Genomic DNA, 18,436 nt, shown 5'->3' on the forward strand with positions numbered 1-18,436 from the left:
TTTGCGAAACCGCCGATGGCCCACAAACCACGGCGGTTTTTGCTTGTTTATCAGGTGCTAATACTAGTATTCCAGCCAAATCTCCCCGCAAATGGATACTGTAGTCTTCTTCTGAATGCGTAAGGACTACGCTCTCGATAAGTCCGCGTAACGCCTCGCTGGCCTCAGTGTGGGCATTGGGTGCATTAAGAGCCCCTGCCAAGTTGCTGACTCTTGCGCGGTAGAGATTTGACATATTGGGATGCACAACAGGCTGAGGTGTTGGCGCTGACTTTAAGTCATGCTCAAATTTGGCTTTCTGTGACTCTAATGACGCTTGAACGCCAGCAAAGGCAAAGCGTTTGTAAACGCTGGCAACATTTTCCTAGTCCCGGGAAAGGCGACCCAGCGAATCCGCGAGAACGATTTCGAACCAACCGTTTTGGGCGTCAGCCAGTAGAGCTTGGATACCGGACCTGATCAGACTGGCAGCGAAAATGGACCTGTCACTGTAGCTATCCACCATGTCTCAGCTCCTGCATGTTCACGGCAAAGGCGCACCTGATTTTCAATTGAGTCGTCACGCAGGATGTCGAAGCTGTAGCAGGCTTAGAGCGCTACGCGGATTAAGAGGGTGTTCATCAAGTTGCTCCTTTTTTAATTGCGGGTAGCAGCAAGCCTCCACACCATGAATTTGAAATCCGCTCTTCTAGCTTTATCTAAGGCACCGTTGCAACCTGGACATTGCAAAGTTAAGTTTGCTCCTTTCTTTGATTTGAAGGGCCTGATCGTAGTGTTTCTTAGCAGATGCGTGGCCAAGTAGGGGAGTTGCCAGTCCCACGTTCTCCGGGCTGACCTATGTAAGTGTAGTTTCGGTGCGGACTTGAAAAAAGGTGTGGGGAGATCGCTTTGCCAAAGGCCTTGGGCATCATTGCAGTGCCGTCGATCGAAATCCTAAGCGCTCGTCGAGGATCACTGTACCAACGACCTTTGAGCTTCATCAATGGTGGACACACGTCTTCCAGACATCGCCAACTTGCAGGAGGTGATCTTGCAGATGAATGGAGACAAAAGCACGAATGTGTACTGGACGTAAAGCCAATAGCGCGATGGCCAATCCTTCTCGATATTGGGCCAAAGGTAATCTGGGATCGCCCCCTTTGAGATTTGCTGAGCGCGCCATCAGGTCTTTACCCAACGCGACTAAGTCTTCGCTTGAACGCAGGCGGCATCGTTTGTCCTTTGTTGGTTTGGCTTTCCAAGCCAGTGAACGCCCAGCGCGCTTTACGTGGGCGAGATCAAAGGGCCGCCAAGCATAGCGGAGATACCCATGAAGATCTCTGATGTGGTCCAAGACGGCAAATGGGGCGACTCTTCCATCGAGCCGGCCTACATTGTTGCGCAGCGTGCAAATAGTGGCGACATGTGCAGCATCGACAGCCATGCGGCCCTTCACATCATTTAGCCAACCCAAGAAACGCCCAACGGCTTGCGCAATACACCGTATCGAGGGCGCACGTAGGTGAGATGCGGCTCCCGTGTCATCAAAAATACCTTTGGGGTGAGGGGCTTTTGTCCCAGCCTCGTGATCCTTCTCTGTCTATTCAACAACGGGCACGCAGCGTGGGGGTCTGTGTTTGGTTGTCACGGGCGCAATCTCCTTCATTTGCGTCTCGGCGCGAGCACCACTGCGTCAAACCGATTTGCCGCGGTGGAAATCTCCATTCCGGCGTAGAATTGGATCGTGGTCTGCAGTGACTTATGGCCCAACAGTATCCTCACGGTCGCATAGTCTCTTGGGCATTGCTTAGAAAAAGATAGCCAGCGATATGGCGAAACTGGTGAGGGTGACGCGAACATCAAGCGCTCGCTCCATGGCTTTGGCGAATGCCATGCCCAACTTTTGAACACTTTGCCACACTATTACCGGCGAAGAGGTCTCGGCATCCTGGAGTTGCGAGAACAGGCAGGGCCTTCGTAAAGTAGGAGCCTAGCAGGCGGATTGTCTCAGCAGCCTACGACAACTCGATCGCTCAATCATTCTTTACTTCAAGCGATGGCCATCAACACACCGCTAACATGGTGGAATTGTTGTGATGGCATGCCGCTGTTGCGTGCGAGAAACCATCTCAAAATTCTTTTAGTGCGCCCTGGGTCGATTAAAACAGACAGATCCACTATCTGCGCAGGGCTTTCATCTTCGTGCACCAAAGTCTATGTGCAGCGTAAAATGTGGTCGCGTCGCCATTTGACGCTTACGGGTCTCAGAGGTATAACGTTGTTTGTCCAAAAGGTCTGCGCCTGAAATACGCTCGCACCAGCTGTTCAAATCGTCGCAAAGCACTGCGGGAAGGTTGCTTCCTGAATCAGGAAGACTTCTCGACGGGAAACGGCGTTATCTTGGTGTCTTGCCGCCCTTCAACCATGGCAGCACATGCATTCCAGCTACGGATGAGATTCTGAACATGCTTTTCGCCGTTCTTGACGAAGCTTCGTTGGAGCAAGGCTTCACGGTACTTTGTGATCGTGTTTTCGTCCACTTCGCCTGGCACTATCTCACGTAGGGAACACCATTGAGAAAACCGAGCAAGCGCTTGTTTGTCGTTCTGCGTGGATAGACCTGCCTTTAGCTTCTCCAACGCTGGGGCGAGTTGCGCATTCAGGCGCAAGGGTTCCACCTCCATAACAGTCTCATCCAAAGCTCAAACAAACAAAGAGCGGATGTTTCGCAGTCTACGCCCGGAGATATTGAACCTGCGTGGTTGCAGAGTTTCAAGAGTCTGCCGCAGCTTTCCTATTTCCACAATAACACCAGATGGAGGCAGATAAACGAAACTTGCGACTTTGCGACCTGCCGAAGCCATCTCCTGGGCTTCGTGCTTGCTCAAGTCATTGATAGTATCGAGCCTGCCAACCACGTTGCCAAGTGTGGCGGCTGATCTAACAGAAGGTGACAGGTCGTGCATCTTGTGTACTCCAGATGTCCGGCATTTAAACTAGTGATATCTATCCTTTTATCAAACTGAAAACCATGAAGGTATAGTATGCACTACTGCGGTTTTGGCATTGATTTTACATGATATAAATCGCCGAGATTGGCGGTACGCGGTGACCCAGGTTGCCGATTTATTGTCGATGAAAACGTCCAGTTCTGCGCCAGAAATTCGAAGCACATGCCCGGTCCGAAAGGCCTTCAAGTGGCCTGACGCTATCCAGCGAAAAGCAGCGCGGTCTGAAACGTTCATATGCTCTGCGACAGCCTCAACTGTCATCATCGGCGCTTGTATAGGGGGCATTATAGTTCCTCCGTTTTGGCGGAGTTTTGACCACCGCCATCGCTCTCGCCTGTTTCATGCTCCATGTTAGGCACACATTGCCGTGCCGAAGTGCGAGCGATTGCGCGCACCAAGGTCGTCAAAGAAGCTGAGGCGCCCTTGTCATGCCGTTGCTGAAAATGGCTCGAACTGTCTGTCATGGACACTTCTTAGAGCACGGAAATGTATGGCCCATAGTCGCGACCCGCGCGGAAAATTGTAAAGGTTATGACTATGGGGGGATCAAGAGGGGTTCGTGCGTTCTTTCCTTAAAAGGCGATTGATGGCTTCGTCCAAGCCAATGGTGTCTTCATCAAAACTCTCGAAAAGAAGATAGCAATTCGTGCAAAACTTGCCGGTTTGTGTCTATGTGGCGAACTTGTCGAAAACCTTGTCTTGTAACGCTAATAGTTGCTTAAAAGAGTATTCCCTAACGCGTTTTGGGTTTGGCCCGCCGGTGTCCCGTTTGAACTCTTCAATCTCTCGTTCAAGCTTCTGCAGGCTCTTAAAAGTTTCCTTTCGCGCTTGCAGAAGTTCGCGGCGGCTCTCTCTGGGGTTATTGACCGTCAAACGGGCATTTTTTAAACAATTCATCGACGACGAGAGCTTCTTCTACGAAGTAGTCTCGTTTTTCGACCGGAACCTCAAGTTCGGCTGCAATAAGCTCAAAAACTATCCTTTTTGCTCCCGAATTCTGCATGAGTATCTCCTTGATTGCAGTGATTGCCAGGTGCGTCTTTCGACGAAACCACCCAGCAGAAACCGGGTTGGTGGCGGCCAGATGACCGCTCTCTTCACGTTGTCTTACAGGCACAAGTGCGTGCTCATGAGAGCAGTTCAAGAGGTAAGAAGACAGGAATTTATCTCGGAAATCACCGGCTACCGCAAGCATCTAGGGAAAGCCGACCTTCAGACTCCAATGCTAACTCCAGTGAGCGCCGGACAAACTACCACAAGAGGTGCCAATGGCTGCAATGCGCAGATAGCGGACCAACAGCCTGCTCAGTGCCCTCGACAAGGATCACAGGGTAGATCGGGGCGGCCTTCGATTGGTTCACACGAAGACAAACTCTTCGATTGAACTGAAATAAATTGCGGCTCTGTAAGTTGTGCCGTCACTTTGGAGGAGTTCAACGGTGCCCGACATCGAACCCGGATCGCTCGGATCAATAACCTCGTCGACAATGCGATACGGACCGAAACCAGTCAGGTGCAGAATGTCGTAGTCATTCCCCCCTTCGACGGTGTCACCGGCGGCCTCTTGAAGTGTGAACAGGAACGTGTCGTTGCCATCGCCACCATCCAGAATGTCCCGATCACCCCCCCCTGAGATGGTATCATTGCCATCTCCACCAAGGACTGTGTCGTCGCCAAATTCGGCATTAACCGAGTCATTGCCTTCGCCTGCCTCGATATAGTCATCGCCCCTTCCGGCCGTGATCGTGTCATTATCCCAACCGCTAAAGATTGTATCGTCGCCGCGGCCTGCAGTGATCAAGTCCTTGTCATCTGCAGAAAACGCGAAGTCGTTAGAGGAAAAAATGTAACCTCCCTCATTTCCGCCGTTGATGGTGTCATTTCCGTCGCCGGATCGGAGGACGTCAAACCCGGCGAGACCCACAATGCTGTCGTCACCACCACCTGTGTTGATGCGATCCTCTCCAGAGGCCGTTATAACGGTGTCGTTTCCATCACCGGTGTCCACAGTAGAGTCGCCTGAACCAGTCTGAATGAAGTTGTTGCCGCCCTCAGAGCGGAAGTCGCTTTCGCCAATGCCGTTGCCATCGCCGGCGATGATCGTGTCATTGCCAAAGCCGGTAGAAATGTCGTTATCGCCATCGCCTGCATCGATGTAGAGGCTATCCAAGGAGGTCTGCGCGTTGAAATCATCATCTCCTACACCCATGACAAATCGCTCTATCTCTTCAAAGGTTGTCACTTGGGCACCAGCCGTCAGCGTGCCCTGTTCTGATCCTGTCAGAGTGATTCTGATATTGCGGGAATCAGCGCTTGCATCCAGCGTGTCGCCGCCGCCGTCCTCATCGGTTTCACCGCCGATGATGTGGTCCGCGTCGATGCCCGTTCCATCTGGCACGATCAGGAAACGATCATCCCCTGCGCCCCCATAAACGGTATCACGGCCCATACCGCTTGCAATTGTATCGTCGCCCCCATGGCCAAAGATAATGTCGTTCAGACCATCAGGCCCGTCTATCTGGTCGCCCTGCAGATCGGTATAACCCACCTCCATGAGTTCACCGGTCTCCAACCCGTCGACAGGATCGGGATCAACACCATGCAATGTCACGCTTACGGTTGCGGTGTCTGTACCGCCGTTCCCGTCTGAGATCGTATATGTGAAGGTATCGACCGCTGTTTCACCAGCTAACAGGTCAATAAAGGCAGAATCTGGGTCATAGGTGACAGAGTCATTGTCCGCATTTATTGTGACCGACCCCAGTGTGCCGGTTGTATTGATGGAAAGGATCTCAAGATCATCTGCCACCTCGGGATCGGTGTCATTGCCGGTGAGGTCAATGTTGATGGCACCTGTCTCGTTGCCCGAACCGGTGTCATCCACCGCGGTTGGACCATCATTGGTACCGAAGATTGTGATGTAAACATTGGCGGTGTCCGTTCCGCCATTATTGTCCGTTGCGACATAGGTGAAAGTCTCACTACTTATTTCACCTTCACCCAGGTAATCGAACGCCCCATTGGCATCATAGGTGGCCCCTCGTCTGTCAGGGTTTATCGTCACACTGCCCAATACGCCGGTTGTATCGATGGACAGGATCTCAACAACATCCGATGTGTCGGGGTCGATGTCGTTGTAAGACATCGACATTATCGTTACGTCGCCCTCACTCAGATTCACTGATGTTGGGTAATCGTAAGCGACTGGCGCGTCGTTTTCCCCGTGAATTGTGACCCTGACCGTTTCTGTGTCTGTGCCCCCGTTGCCGTCTGACACGGTGTAGGTGAACGTGTCTATAGCAGTTTCACCCAAGGCCAGATAGTCAAATAGCCCGTTGGGGTTATAGGCTACGGAAACGCCGTCCACGTTTGTTGATACCGTGCCCAGCGTGCCGGTGGTGTCGACCGACTGGATGGCAAGCACATCCGACGCGTCAGGGTCGATATCATTCCCAGTGAGGTTGATATCGGTGGGTGAGGTATCGTCCTCGCCCACTGTTGCGCTATCTGCGAGGGCGGTTGGCAGGTCATTTGACCCAGTGACGGTCACAGAAACCGTAGCGGTGTCTGTAAAGCCTTCAAAGTCTTGCACCGTGTAGGTGAACGTGTCGATTACGGATTCGCCAGCGCCCAGCCACTCGAATGCGCCGTTTGGATCATAGTCTACCGTTTGACCGTCAATGTTTATCGTGACCGATCCGTTCGTACCGGTTGTGTCGACAGACGCAATGTTGAGGGTGTCGCCAAAATCCGGCTCGTAATCGTTGTCTGTCAGATTGATTTCGGTGGCAACGGTGTCGTTTTCGCCGACGGACGCGGAGTCATCGACGGCAACCGGTGCAGGTGTCAGGATATGCTCAATTTCTGAGAATTCCAGCAGGCCGGACACCTCGTCACCATCAAGGAACTCAACAGTACCCGAGGTTGAATCGCCGTCGGCGTCCAGAAATTGACCGACGATCCGAAACAGCTGTTGAAAGCGCGAAAGATCCAGCGTGTCGACATCGTCACCACCAGTACCGCCGTCAACCGTGTCGCCATATGCATCTGTGGACACGCCATAAACAATCTGGTCACGGTCATCGCCGCCAAGCAGGCTGTCGGTACCGACGCCACCCCAGAGCGAGTCGTTGCCTTCATTGCCATGAATCGTGTCGTCTCCGGCGTCGTCCACGATGCGATCCCCGCCGCCGCGCCCGAATATCAGATCATCGTTCGCGCCACCACGTAGAACATCTGTGTCCGCTCCACCTTCAAGCGTATCGTTGCCGTCGCCGCCATAAATGGTGTTCTGACCATCCCCTCCCAGAATGCTGTCATTGCCCGTACCGCCCTGCACGCTGTCGTCGTCCCCCCCGGCGTTGATAACATCGTCGCCGGACCCAGCATCGATGGTGTCTTCGCCATCGCCAGAGTTGATCGTGTCTGCGCCTTCGCCGGTGGTGATCCTGTTGTAGCCAGAGGTAGTATTCACCAGATCCCGATCATCATCGGGGTCTGCTGTCTCTACGCCGCTGGCTGTATTGATTGTATTGTTGCCGGTGCCGCCATCCACCGTGTCACTGCCTGCGCCAGTGGTAATGTTGTCGTCGCCAGACCCACCAAGGACGCTGTCGTCGCCAGCGCCACTATCTATGGTGTCGTTGTTGCCACCCCCATCGACAGTATCATTGCCATCTCCGCTGGTGATGTTGTCGCTCTGATCCCCGCCATCTATGAGGTTACTGCCGTCGCCCGCTTGGATCGTGTCGACCCCAAAGCCACCCATCAGGGTGTCGTCGCCATTGCCCGTTACAATGCTGTCGGCTCCATCATAGCCGTCAACGTAAACCGCACTGTCAAAGGCCGCGCCAGAAAATGTGTCATCCCCATCTCCAAAAATGAACCTTTCGATTTCAGAGAATGTGGTTGTCTGTGCACCTTCTTGAAGCGTACCAGCCTCGGCCGCGGTCAGTGTCAGGGTCAGATTGCGAAACACGCTGTGCGCATCAAGGATGTCGCCACCGCCGTCTTCATCGGTTTCGCCGCCAATGATGACATCGGTATCAATGCCCGGTCCAGCAAGACGAATTTGAAAAAGATCATCACCGGCGCCGCCATCCACGGTGTCGTTGCCAAGCCCACTGTAGATCGTATCGTCACCACCGTTGCCAAAGATCGTGTCGTCATTGCCATCGGTGCCGTCAATCTGGTCGCCCTGCAAGTCGGTGTATCCGACCGCCATGTTCTGTGCGCTTGCCAATCCATCGACAGGAAAGGGGCCGTCATTTGTACCGGTGATCGTTACACTGGCGGTGGCCGTGTCGAAACCACCGTTTCCGTCAGTCACGGTGTATGAGAAGGTGTCCACAGTGGTTTCGCCTGTTCGCAGCGCAGAAAAACCGCCGTTTGGATCATAAATTACCGAGTGTCCGTCTGCCCCCAACATCACAATGCCAAGTGTGCCTGTGGTGTCGAGCGCAGCAATAGCAAGATCGTCCGTTGTGTCCGGATCGCTGTCGTTGCCAGTCAGGTTGAAGGTCAGGGTGTCGCTGGCAAGGCCATTGATAAAATCGTTCTGTGCAGTCGGTAGATCGTTGGTACCGGTGATGGTGACCGAAACCGTTTCGGTATCCGTGCCACCATTACCATCAGACACCGTAAAGACGAACGTATCCAGCGCAGTTTCACCTGCGGCTAAGGCCTCAAATGCACCGTTAGGATTGTATATTACGTTGCCATCAGCGGTAAGCGAAACCAAAGCCCCCGAAGCACTTGCCGATACGCTGGTAATCTCCAGCGTGTCACCATCAGGGTCTGTAGCCCCAGCCAACAAAGTGTCGATTTGTAGCGGTGTATCTTCATCGGTATTTGCTGTTTGCGGCAGAATGACAGGGTCTCTGTTTGCAGAAACGAGCGACAACTGAGCGTCGTCAAACTTCAGCATTTCGACGTGACGCACAACGTCTCGACCGTCCCGCCCTACAACCAACCATTCAAATTCTGTTCGTTGGGTGATTGTATAATTCTCGATTGCCCCTGTGAACACCGCAACGTCATACCCGGTCCCACCGTGTAGGAAATCGTTTCCGGAGCCACCGTTCAGGACGTCATCATCGCGCCCACCATAAAGCCGATCGCGCCCTTGGTCGCCGTGAAGAATGTCGTTGCCCTTGTTGCCCCAAATTCGGTCGTTGCCCGATCCACCACGCACGTAGTCCGATCCGGAACCAGCCCAAATCCGGTCGTGCCCGCTATCGCCATAAAGTTTGTCGTTGCCGCTGTTGCCCCACAACCGATCGTTCCCCGACCCGCCGCGCACATAATCTGACCCGGAGCCGCCCCATATCCGGTCGTGTCCGCTATTGCCAAAAAGCTTGTCGTTGCCGCTGTTGCCCCAAATGCGATCGTTTCCTGTGCCACCAAAGACCCAGTCAGCCTCTGCTCCTGCACGAATTCTATCATTTCCGAAATCGCCAAAAATAAAGTCTCGGCCTATTCCGCCAATCAAGAGGTCGGAGCCAAATCTTCCGAAAGAAAAATTGAAGTCCATTCTATATGAGGGCTCACCCCATGACGCGAAGAGGTGGGGCCATTGCGCATGATAAGAAAGTACAGTTTTTCCAGCTGGGAATAGAAGTTTCACGCGCCACCCTTTTATACAAACGGGGGCTCCGTGAAATTTCACGCCACCCCCAAAAGAGGCTCACCTTACAAGGATTTGAAGCGTTTTCTCCTGTTTTCTTGTTTTGAGATGACCCGCACCTTTACCTGGGCACAATTGCAAAGGCAAAAAACTTGCTAAATTAACTGTTAATGCGATCATTTCTTGATTGCTGCGCATTTGGAAATTCTGCGTTTCCCAGGTGTGATTTAGGTAAAAACGCAAAGTGCTAAACACTTTAGTGCGATGCGAACCTGATTTGGTCTGGAAGCCCACTGATGCAAATCTATACGATTCGCCCATCTAAACGAGGCGGCAATTACCAACTTTTACTGGGGCAAAGGACGCGTCAAATTGGGGGTATGCTCGGCTTGGTACAGTAAGCTTGATTTAAGTGCGTCGCTTATAATCGCCCCGACTTAGCAACTGGTTCAAACGGCTCGAGTGGTCTCTGACGACGAGCGAAGCGGAGTTGGCCGACTGGTTGTAAAGTTCTGAGATCGACACGTGGATCGAAAATGAAATACCGCCCCCTCGCTCAACCAATTACTGAAAAGCTCGGAAGCTGAGGCGCAGTTAGCGACCTTTGCAAATTTTCTGTAATCAATCGTCTAGCTGCGCAGTAGCCTGTCATCGCTATAGCTCGAATTCAGGCGAACTGGGTGAGGAAAGCATTCTGAACGCAAAGTAAGCCGGTCCCTTAGGACATGAATTTTGGGATATGATTACCTTCAACTTGGCCTGGGATTGTTCGTTTCCGGTCATGTCGGGCTTGAGCTAATTGTTTTTTCCATTGGCTTTTCAGTAGAATTTTCGGACAATCGGCCCATTGAGAGTCAACTTATTTCGGAGGCGGTTATGCCCAATCTATCTGAAAGCAAATTTGAAATTATTCTGGAAGCGATGCTTCAAAACGTCGACCTGTTTAGCCCTTTGAGCTTTGCCAATGAAGGCGACGAAGGCAACGAGGGTAATGAGGACAATGAAGGCGATGAGAATGACGAGGGCAATGAAGGCAATGAAATCTCTGCCCTTGCCTTTGATGATGACCACAACGAAGGCAACGAGGGTAATGAGGGCAATGAAGGCTTAGCAGGACAAGAAGACGACGAAGGCGATGAGGGTGATGAAGGCAATGAAGGCAACGAAGGTAACGCAGACGTCGGTGGCGATGAGGGTAACGAGGGGAATGAAGGCAACGAGGGCGACGATGGCGATGAGACTGACGTTCCGTACGACGGCGACGAAGGCAATGAAGACAATGAAGGCGACGAACACAACGAAGGCGATGAAGCCGACGAAGGTAACGAAGGCAACGAAGGTAATGAGGGAAATGAAGGCGGCCTAGACGACGAAGGCGACGAGGGCGACGAAAACAACGAAGGGATCGAAAACGACGAAGACAACGAGGGCAACGAAGGCAACGAAGGTATATATTACGATGGCGATGAGGGCGACGAAGGCGATGAAGGCGACGAGCTGAACGACCGCGATGAAGGCAACGAAGGCGACGAGGACGACGACGATTGGGTGACCTACAACGAGGGCGACGAAGGCGATGAGGACAACGAAGCCGACGAAAAAAACGAGGGTAACGAAGGCAACGAAGGCAATGAACGCAACGAGGGCAATGAGGGTGACGAGGACAACGAAGGCCACGAAGATGACGAGGGTAACGAAGGCAACGAAGGCAACGAAGCCGACGAGGACAACGAAGGCAACGAAGCCGATGAAGACAACGAGGGCAACGAGGGAAATGAAGGCCACGAAGGCAACGAAGGAAATGAAGGCGGCCTAGACAACGAAGGCGACGAGGGCGACGAAAACAACGAAGGCACCGAAAACGACGAAGGCGACGAGGAAAACGAAGGCGACGAAGGCAACGAAGACAACGAAGGTGACGAGCGCGACGAAGGACGCGAGGGTAACGAGGGTAACGAGGGTCACGAAGACAACGAGGGCAATGAAGACGACGAGGGCAACGAGTGGGACGAAGACGAAAGTGACCGGGGCAATGAGGGCAACGAAGACGACGAAGACGATGAGGGGAACGAGGACAACGAAGGTAACGAAGACGACGAAGACAACGAGGGCAACGAAGGCGACGAAGGTAACGAAGAGGACGACGGCAACGAGGGCGACGAAGACGACAATTTGCCGGACTCAGGCAACGAGGATAACGAGGAAGACGAAAGCCTGAACATTCTGGACGACGGCGACGAGGGCGACGAGCATGACGAAGGCGACGAACATGACGAAGGCGACGAGAATGACGAGGGAGACGAGCTGGATGAAGGAAATGAGGGTGATGAAGATGATGAGGGTGACGAAAGTATCTAACTGCAGGGCAAGTTGTTTCCATCCGATGGCATTGTTTGCCTCATAGAATTGCGTGGAGAACTATCTAATCTCTACTGCCAAACAAAACTTTGAAAACACGCCTTTATCTTACTCATTTTTTTGCTGCGCACCTAGTTTCCAAAGTGCGCAGCCTTCAGGCCGTGATCTGTTGCACCTGGGAAAACGAGCTCCAGGCGGAGGGTTGCTGCTGGAGTTACGAATGACCACTTTGGGCCGTTGGCGCGATTTGCAAGATACTGATCCGCAGCCAGCCGAAGCGGACGTTCGCCGTAGGTCCGCCACTTAGTCTGTTTGAATGATCGGAATGCGGACAAAGCTACCGTTCGTTCCATGTCCGCTTTTGCGAAGCCTTGTCAATTTGTAAAGTTGCAAGTGCGGGCTTCCCACGTTTGGTCAGCGAGAGCATTCTGGGTGGCCTCGGCAAAGGTACAACGTGCAAGCCATTTGGATGTCGTGCGTGCTATGAAGTCCTGGCCTGAAATTGTGATGTGCTCCGCAGCGATCTCGCCCCGAAAAAGAATGCCCCCTCCAGGCCGATTAACATACGCGCAGGTCCGCTTCGATGCTCAGGTCGATATCAAATTTCAGGCCAACAAATCGCAGGTCGGATTCCTCGCTTGGTTTGGCGATCTGCCAACAGTGAGCGCCCTCTCTCACGCGAGTCTCGGGCCAATGGCAGTTTGCTCTGGTGTCTCTTGCCATGGCTCCACTCCTTCTTCGATTTGGAGCCACTTAAAAAGCTGGAGTGGTTCATGACACCAGCGACATGCCTCCTTGCCCATCGTCACTTCCAACAAAAAAACGTGCTCTGAGGTTGAGAAAAATTATTATTGTATACCCCAAATAATTTTTTTAGGGTCCTGACTGCGTAACACCACATTGTGGCGTGGCGATATCTGCAAGCCTGAACTTTAATCGGCAATCACCGAGATGGGGCGTTTCTTGTTCCAAAAATACAAGCGACCCGGGAGATCAATGAGTGCTTCTTTGCCGAACAATCTGATCAGAAAAAACAAATATAACTGCTTGCGGAAAACACTTACTAACAGCGAGGTCATCATGAAAAAGACACTAACACTCCTGACGGTTGCGGCACTAATGTCGTCAACTGCCGTGGTCAACGCCGAAACCCTTAAATGGGCTCGCGCGGGTGACGCCCTGACATTGGATCCGCACTCGCAAAACGAAGGCCCCAGCCACACCATGCGTCACCAGATGTATGAGCCGCTGATTATCCGCGACACCAGCGGCGCGTTCGTTCCGACTCTGGCGACTGACTGGGCCCCCAGTGCTGACAATCCGAACGTCTGGGTGTTCAACCTGCGCCAAGGTGTGAAATTTCACGATGGCGCAGATTTCACCGCCGAGGACGTGGTGTTCAGCTTTGAGCGTGCGAAACAGCCGAACTCGGACATGAAAGAGCTCATCGGCTCGATCACCGCAGTGCGCGCAGTTGGCGACCATACTGTTGAGATCGAAACCGACGGTCCAAACCCGATCCTTCCGTCGAATCTGACTAACCTGTTCATGATGGACAAGGGTTGGACCGAGGCGAACAACACAGTCGACGTGCAAGACTTTGAAGGTGGCGAAATTACCTTTGCGACCACCAATGTGAACGGCACCGGCGCTTACAAACTGGTCAGCCGCGAGCCTGACGTGAAAACCGTCATGGTGCGCAACGAAGAGTACTGGGGCCGCAACGACTTCCCATTGGAAGTCAGCGAAATCGTCTATACCCCGATCCAGAACGCCGCCACGCGTGTTGCGGCACTTCTGTCGGGTGAGGTGAACTTCCTTCAGGATATGCCGGTACAGGATTTGGCCCGCGTGGACAGTGCAGATGGTTTGACTGTCAAACAGGCCCCACAAAACCGTGTGATCTTCTTTGGGATGAACCAGGGCGCGGCTGACCTTGAGGCCGACAACGTCGATGGTAAGAACCCACTGGCAGACGTACGCGTGCGCAAGGCGATGTCCATGGCGATCAATCGCGATGCCATCCGTCAGGTCGTGATGCGTGGCCAGTCTCAGCCTGCCGGTATGATCGCACCACCTTTCGTGAATGGCTGGACCGCGGCGATGGACGGTGAAAGCTCCACTGATATGGAAGGCGCTAAAGCACTTATGGCCGAAGCCGGCTACGGCGAAGGCTTCTCGATCCGTCTGGACTGCCCGAATGATCGCTACATCAACGACGAAGCGATCTGTCAAGCCGCAGTCGGCATGCTGGGTCAGATCGGCATCAAAGTGAACCTGGACGCCATCCCTAAGGCACAGCACTTCCCCAAAATCACGGACGGCAAGACCGACTTCTACATGCTGGGTTGGGGTGTTCCGACATACGATTCGGAATATATCTTCAACTTTCTGGTGCATGGTCGTGGAAGCGATATCGGAACCTGGAACGGAACCGGCTTTGACAACAGTGACGTGAACACCAAGATCAAATCGCTGGCTTCCAACACCGATCTGGACGCCCGGAACGCGGATATCGCCGCCATTTGGCGGGTTGTTCAGGACGAGCAGCTCTATATCCCAATTCACCACCAAGTGCTGAACTGGGGCATGAGTGACAGTGTCGGCATCGAGGTTGATCCCGAAGATCAGCCCCGCGTCAAATACTTCACCATGAAGTAAATCAATCTGGGCCGCTTGCCTATTGCGGGCGGCCCGTTTCTGACGGGCGTCGTGGGAATTCCTCGCCCCGGCCCCCTTCCGTGACCTGCCAATTCAACGCGTGACCCCACGTGTATTGGCACAAGAAAGCCTCTGCGATGTTGCCATTCATCCTAAAGCGTGTGTTCCAATCTATGCTGGTTCTGGTCGTTACCGGCGCTATTGCGTTTTCCATGTTCACCTTTGTGGGTGACCCGATTGACAACATGCTTGGCCAAGAACGCACGATGGACGACGTTGAGCGTCTGCGCGCGCAGTTGGGCCTCGATAAACCGCTTCCTGTACAGTACTTCAAATTCCTCAACGAAGCGGCCCAAGGCAATTTTGGCATCAGCTACCGTCAGGGTCGCGAAGTCTCTGAGATTATTAAGGAGCGCGCTCCGGCCACGCTGGAACTGGCCGCTCTATCGGCGATCTTTGCCGTTGTGATGGGCATTGCGCTGGGTGTGTTTACCGCCATTCGCCGCGACGGGTTCGCCGCCCATTTCATCATGTCTGCCTCCCTGATTGGGGTGTCCCTGCCGACCTTCCTGATCGGTATTCTGCTGATCTACTTGTTTTCAGTTGAACTCGGATGGCTGCCTAGTTTTGGCCGCGGTGAGGTGGTCAAGATTGGCGGCTGGACCACCGGTTTACTGACTGAATCCGGTCTCAAGGCGCTTATCCTGCCAGCGATCACCCTAGGACTTTACCAAATGACCCTCATAATGCGGCTTGTGCGTTCGGAGATGCTCGAAGTGCTGCGCCAAGACTATATCCGCTTTGCCCGCGCGCGCGGGCTGAGCGACCGAGTGATCAACTTCCGCCACGCGCTCAAGAACACAATGGTCCCGGTTATTACTGTGATCGGTTTGCAATTGGGGGCAATCATCGCCTTTGCGATCATCACCGAAACTGTCTTTCAGTGGCCCGGCCTCGGGCTTTTGTTCATCAACGCAATCCAGTTTGTCGATATCCCGGTCATGGCCGCATATCTGATGATGATTTCGGTGATGTTCGTCGTCATCAACCTCCTGGTTGATATCCTCTATGCCTTCATCGATCCACGTTTAAGGGTGAGTGCCAAGTGACCGACCAACCCATTTCTGCGCAAAAAGAAACGCAATCGGCGCGCCCATCCAGGCTACGCCGCGCGCTGGACAGTGACCTCTATTACGCTTTCCGCCACTCGCCCGTCGCGATGGTGTCGGCCGCCGTGGCGATGCTGTTGATCCTGTCGGCCATATTCGCCCCTTTGATTGCGACAACCAACCCGTTCGACCCCACATCGTTGAACTTGATGAACGGTTTCACACCGCCGATGACGCCGAATGCCTTTACCGGCGAGACCTTCCTGATGGGCACCGACGATCAGGGGCGGGACGTGTTTTCGACCATCCTTTACGGCATGCGGATTTCGTTATTCGTGGGCTTTGCCGCCGTTTTGTTCGCAGTGGTTCTTGGCATCTTTCTCGGCCTTTTGGCCGGGTATTTCGGGGGCTGGACCGACAGTTTCATCATGCGCGCCGCCGACGTGCAGTTGACCTTCCCGTCCATCCTTGTTGCGATGCTGATCTTTGGTATTGCCAAAGGCATCACTCCTATCGAACACCGCGACCAAATGGCAATTTGGGTACTGATCCTCGCCATTGGTCTTAGCGACTGGGTACAGTTCGCTCGCGTTGTGCGCGGCGCGACGTTGGTGGAAAAGAACAAGGACTACGTGTCGGCGGCCAGGTTGATCGGACGGCGCCCTTCGACCATCATGCTGCGTCATATTCTGCCCAACATTCTGTCACCCGTGCTGGTGATTGCCACCATCTCGCTGGCGCTGGCTATCATCGCCGAAGCCACGCTCAGCTTCCTCGGAGTGGGTGCCCCCCCCACGCAACCATCTCTGGGTACGCTGATCCGCATCGGACAGGGTTACCTGTTCTCCGGTGAATGGTGGATCCTTTTCTTCCCTGCCTGCACCTTGCTGGCGCTGGCGCTCAGTGTGAACATGCTGGGTGACTGGCTGCGCGACGTATTGAACCCGAGGCTGAAATGACCGAACCCGTATTGTCCATCCGTGAACTAACGGTCGAAATTCCCACGCGCCACGGGCTGTTCAAACCTGTACAGAATGTCAGCTATGACATCTACCCCGGAGAAATCCGCGGTGTTGTCGGCGAAAGTGGCGCGGGCAAGTCGATGACGGGCAACGCCATCATCGGGCTCCTGGACGACCCTGCCCGTATTGCTTCCGGAGAAATCTGGCTTAAGGGACGCCGCATCGACAACCTCAGTGCGGAGGAAAAGCGCGCCATTCGCGGTCGCGAGATCGGCATGATCTTTCAGGATCCCCTGACCTCGCTCAATCCGTTGTTCACCATTGGTGAACAACTGGTCGAAACGATCCAACTGCACCTGAAAGTCTCTGCCGCCGAGGCAAAGGAACGCGCGCTCGCCCTGCTGGACCGGGTATCGATCCCGAACCCAACCGCGCGGTTCAACCAGTATCCGCATCAATTCTCGGGCGGTATGCGTCAGCGTGTCGTTATCGCGCTTGCTTTGTGCTCCAATCCTTCAGTCATCGTTGCGGATGAGCCGACAACCGCGCTGGACGTGTCCATTCAGGCGCAGGTGCTGGACCTTATCAAGGAACTGGCCTCGGAAACGCAGGTGGGCGTGATCCTTGTTACGCACGACATGGGTGTGATCGCCGACACCACCGACCAGGTCACCGTCATGTACTCTGGCGAGGTTGTCGAGAACGGACCAACCGACAAGGTTCTGAGCACCCCGGAACATGAATATACCAAGTCGCTGATCTCTGCCGTGCCGCGCCCGCAGGTCAAGTTGCACCGCTTCCAGCAGGTCAGTTATGGCGGTCGTGAAACCACCTTCAAGATCGAAGACCTCGCCCGCAACTGGGAAAAACCGGCCCTGTCCAAATCCGGCGCACTGCTCGAAGTCGAGGGGATCACCAAGAAGTTCTTGGAAAAATCCGCTATCCTACCGTCCCGGCGCACCTACTTCACCGCCGTAGATGACGTGTCGTTCGACATCAAGGATGGTGAGGTTTTTGGCCTTGTCGGAGAAAGCGGATCGGGGAAATCCACAGTTGCGCGCATGATCGGCACGCTCCTGCCGGTTGACGGTGGCAAGATCAACTTTGACGGAGATGACGTCACAGCCATGTCCACGGTCGACATGGCGAACTATCGCAAACAGATCCAGATGATTTTCCAAGATCCGTTCTCAAGCCTGAATCCGCGCATGAAAGTGGAAAACATCGTGGCCGAGCCGTTGATACACCACAAACTCTTGCCGCCGGATCAGATCAGCGGGCGGGTGCACGAATTGCTGGATCGTGTCGGTCTGACCCGTGCAGCAGCGGCGAAGTACCCGCATGAGTTCTCAGGTGGCCAGCGGCAGCGAATCTCGATTGCCCGTGCCCTGGCAACGCAGCCACGGTTCCTAATCTGCGACGAACCCACCAGTGCGTTGGATGTGTCCATTCAGGCGCAAATACTAAACATTCTCAAAGATTTGCAGGAATACTTAGGCCTTACCATGTTGTTCATCAGCCATGACCTGCCGGTGGTGCGTCAGATGTGTGACCGCGTTGGTGTGATGAAACAGGGCCAGTTGATCGAGGTGCAGGACACTGAAACGCTGTTCGCCAACCCAAAGCAGGAGTATACCGCCCATTTGCTTGATCTGATGCCCCGATTGGCGCAGTTGTCAGGCTGACGGAATGCGTCCTTTTTTCATATCACCTGCCTCCTGCGTGGGCCTT

11 protein-coding genes are annotated in these 18,436 nt (G+C 53.9%); 6 read left to right on the top strand and 5 right to left on the bottom strand.

All coding sequences use genetic code 11. From position 1 onward, the window contains the following. Positions 1-1,309: 1,309 nt before the first annotated feature. Positions 1,310-1,444: a hypothetical protein gene (locus ABWV33_RS15395; RefSeq protein WP_353332016.1), complete on the top strand. Its 135-nt coding sequence runs from the start codon at positions 1,310-1,312 to the stop codon at positions 1,442-1,444. Between the two features lie 901 nt (positions 1,445-2,345). On the opposite strand, the gene ABWV33_RS15400 is transcribed toward ABWV33_RS15395, so the two are convergent. The 4 genes from ABWV33_RS15400 to ABWV33_RS15415 form a co-directional block, all read right to left on the bottom strand. Continuing rightward, positions 2,346-2,663, bottom strand: a complete 318-nt coding sequence (locus tag ABWV33_RS15400) for a hypothetical protein (protein ID WP_353332018.1) — start codon at positions 2,661-2,663, stop codon at positions 2,346-2,348. 333 nt (positions 2,664-2,996) lie between these two features. Beyond that, on the bottom strand, positions 2,997-3,275 hold the full coding sequence (locus tag ABWV33_RS15405; RefSeq protein ID WP_353332020.1) for a helix-turn-helix domain-containing protein: 279 nt from the start codon (positions 3,273-3,275) through the stop codon (positions 2,997-2,999). A 574-nt stretch (positions 3,276-3,849) separates the two neighbouring features. Beyond that, positions 3,850-4,185, bottom strand: a complete 336-nt coding sequence (locus ABWV33_RS15410) for a hypothetical protein (protein WP_353332022.1) — start codon at positions 4,183-4,185, stop codon at positions 3,850-3,852. Between the two features lie 162 nt (positions 4,186-4,347). Then, positions 4,348-9,522: a cadherin-like domain-containing protein gene (locus ABWV33_RS15415; RefSeq protein WP_353332024.1), complete on the bottom strand. Its 5,175-nt coding sequence runs from the start codon at positions 9,520-9,522 to the stop codon at positions 4,348-4,350. 969 nt (positions 9,523-10,491) lie between these two features. On the opposite strand from ABWV33_RS15415, the gene ABWV33_RS15420 reads away from it, so the two are divergent. Beyond that, positions 10,492-11,973 (top strand): putative sodium/potassium/calcium exchanger, encoded by a 1,482-nt coding sequence (locus tag ABWV33_RS15420; RefSeq protein ID WP_353332026.1) that lies wholly within the window; start codon positions 10,492-10,494, stop codon positions 11,971-11,973. Positions 11,974-12,531: 558 nt separating this feature from the next. Here the strand turns inward: ABWV33_RS15420 and ABWV33_RS15425 are convergent. Then, positions 12,532-12,696, bottom strand: coding sequence for a hypothetical protein (locus ABWV33_RS15425; RefSeq protein ID WP_353332028.1), 165 nt, complete (start codon positions 12,694-12,696; stop codon positions 12,532-12,534). Between the two features lie 357 nt (positions 12,697-13,053). On the opposite strand from ABWV33_RS15425, the gene ABWV33_RS15430 reads away from it, so the two are divergent. The 4 genes from ABWV33_RS15430 to ABWV33_RS15445 all read left to right on the top strand — a co-directional run bounded on the left by ABWV33_RS15430 (position 13,054) and on the right by ABWV33_RS15445 (position 18,390). Then, on the top strand, positions 13,054-14,634 hold the full coding sequence (locus tag ABWV33_RS15430; RefSeq protein ID WP_353332030.1) for an ABC transporter substrate-binding protein: 1,581 nt from the start codon (positions 13,054-13,056) through the stop codon (positions 14,632-14,634). A 137-nt stretch (positions 14,635-14,771) separates the two neighbouring features. Beyond that, positions 14,772-15,743: an ABC transporter permease gene (locus ABWV33_RS15435; protein ID WP_113823518.1), complete on the top strand. Its 972-nt coding sequence runs from the start codon at positions 14,772-14,774 to the stop codon at positions 15,741-15,743. Beyond that, positions 15,740-16,702 carry an ABC transporter permease gene (locus tag ABWV33_RS15440; RefSeq protein ID WP_174217176.1) on the top strand — a complete coding sequence of 321 codons (963 nt, stop codon included), beginning with the start codon at positions 15,740-15,742 and terminating at the stop codon, positions 16,700-16,702. The genes ABWV33_RS15435 and ABWV33_RS15440 overlap by 4 nt, the downstream gene beginning before the upstream one ends. Beyond that, entirely contained in the window at positions 16,699-18,390 is a 1,692-nt protein-coding gene (locus tag ABWV33_RS15445; RefSeq protein WP_353332032.1) for a dipeptide ABC transporter ATP-binding protein, read from the top strand. The genes ABWV33_RS15440 and ABWV33_RS15445 overlap by 4 nt, the downstream gene beginning before the upstream one ends. Positions 18,391-18,436 lie beyond the last annotated feature (46 nt).

It is taken from the genome of Phaeobacter sp. NW0010-22 (assembly GCF_040365955.1).
Classification (GTDB): domain Bacteria; phylum Pseudomonadota; class Alphaproteobacteria; order Rhodobacterales; family Rhodobacteraceae; genus OMPR01.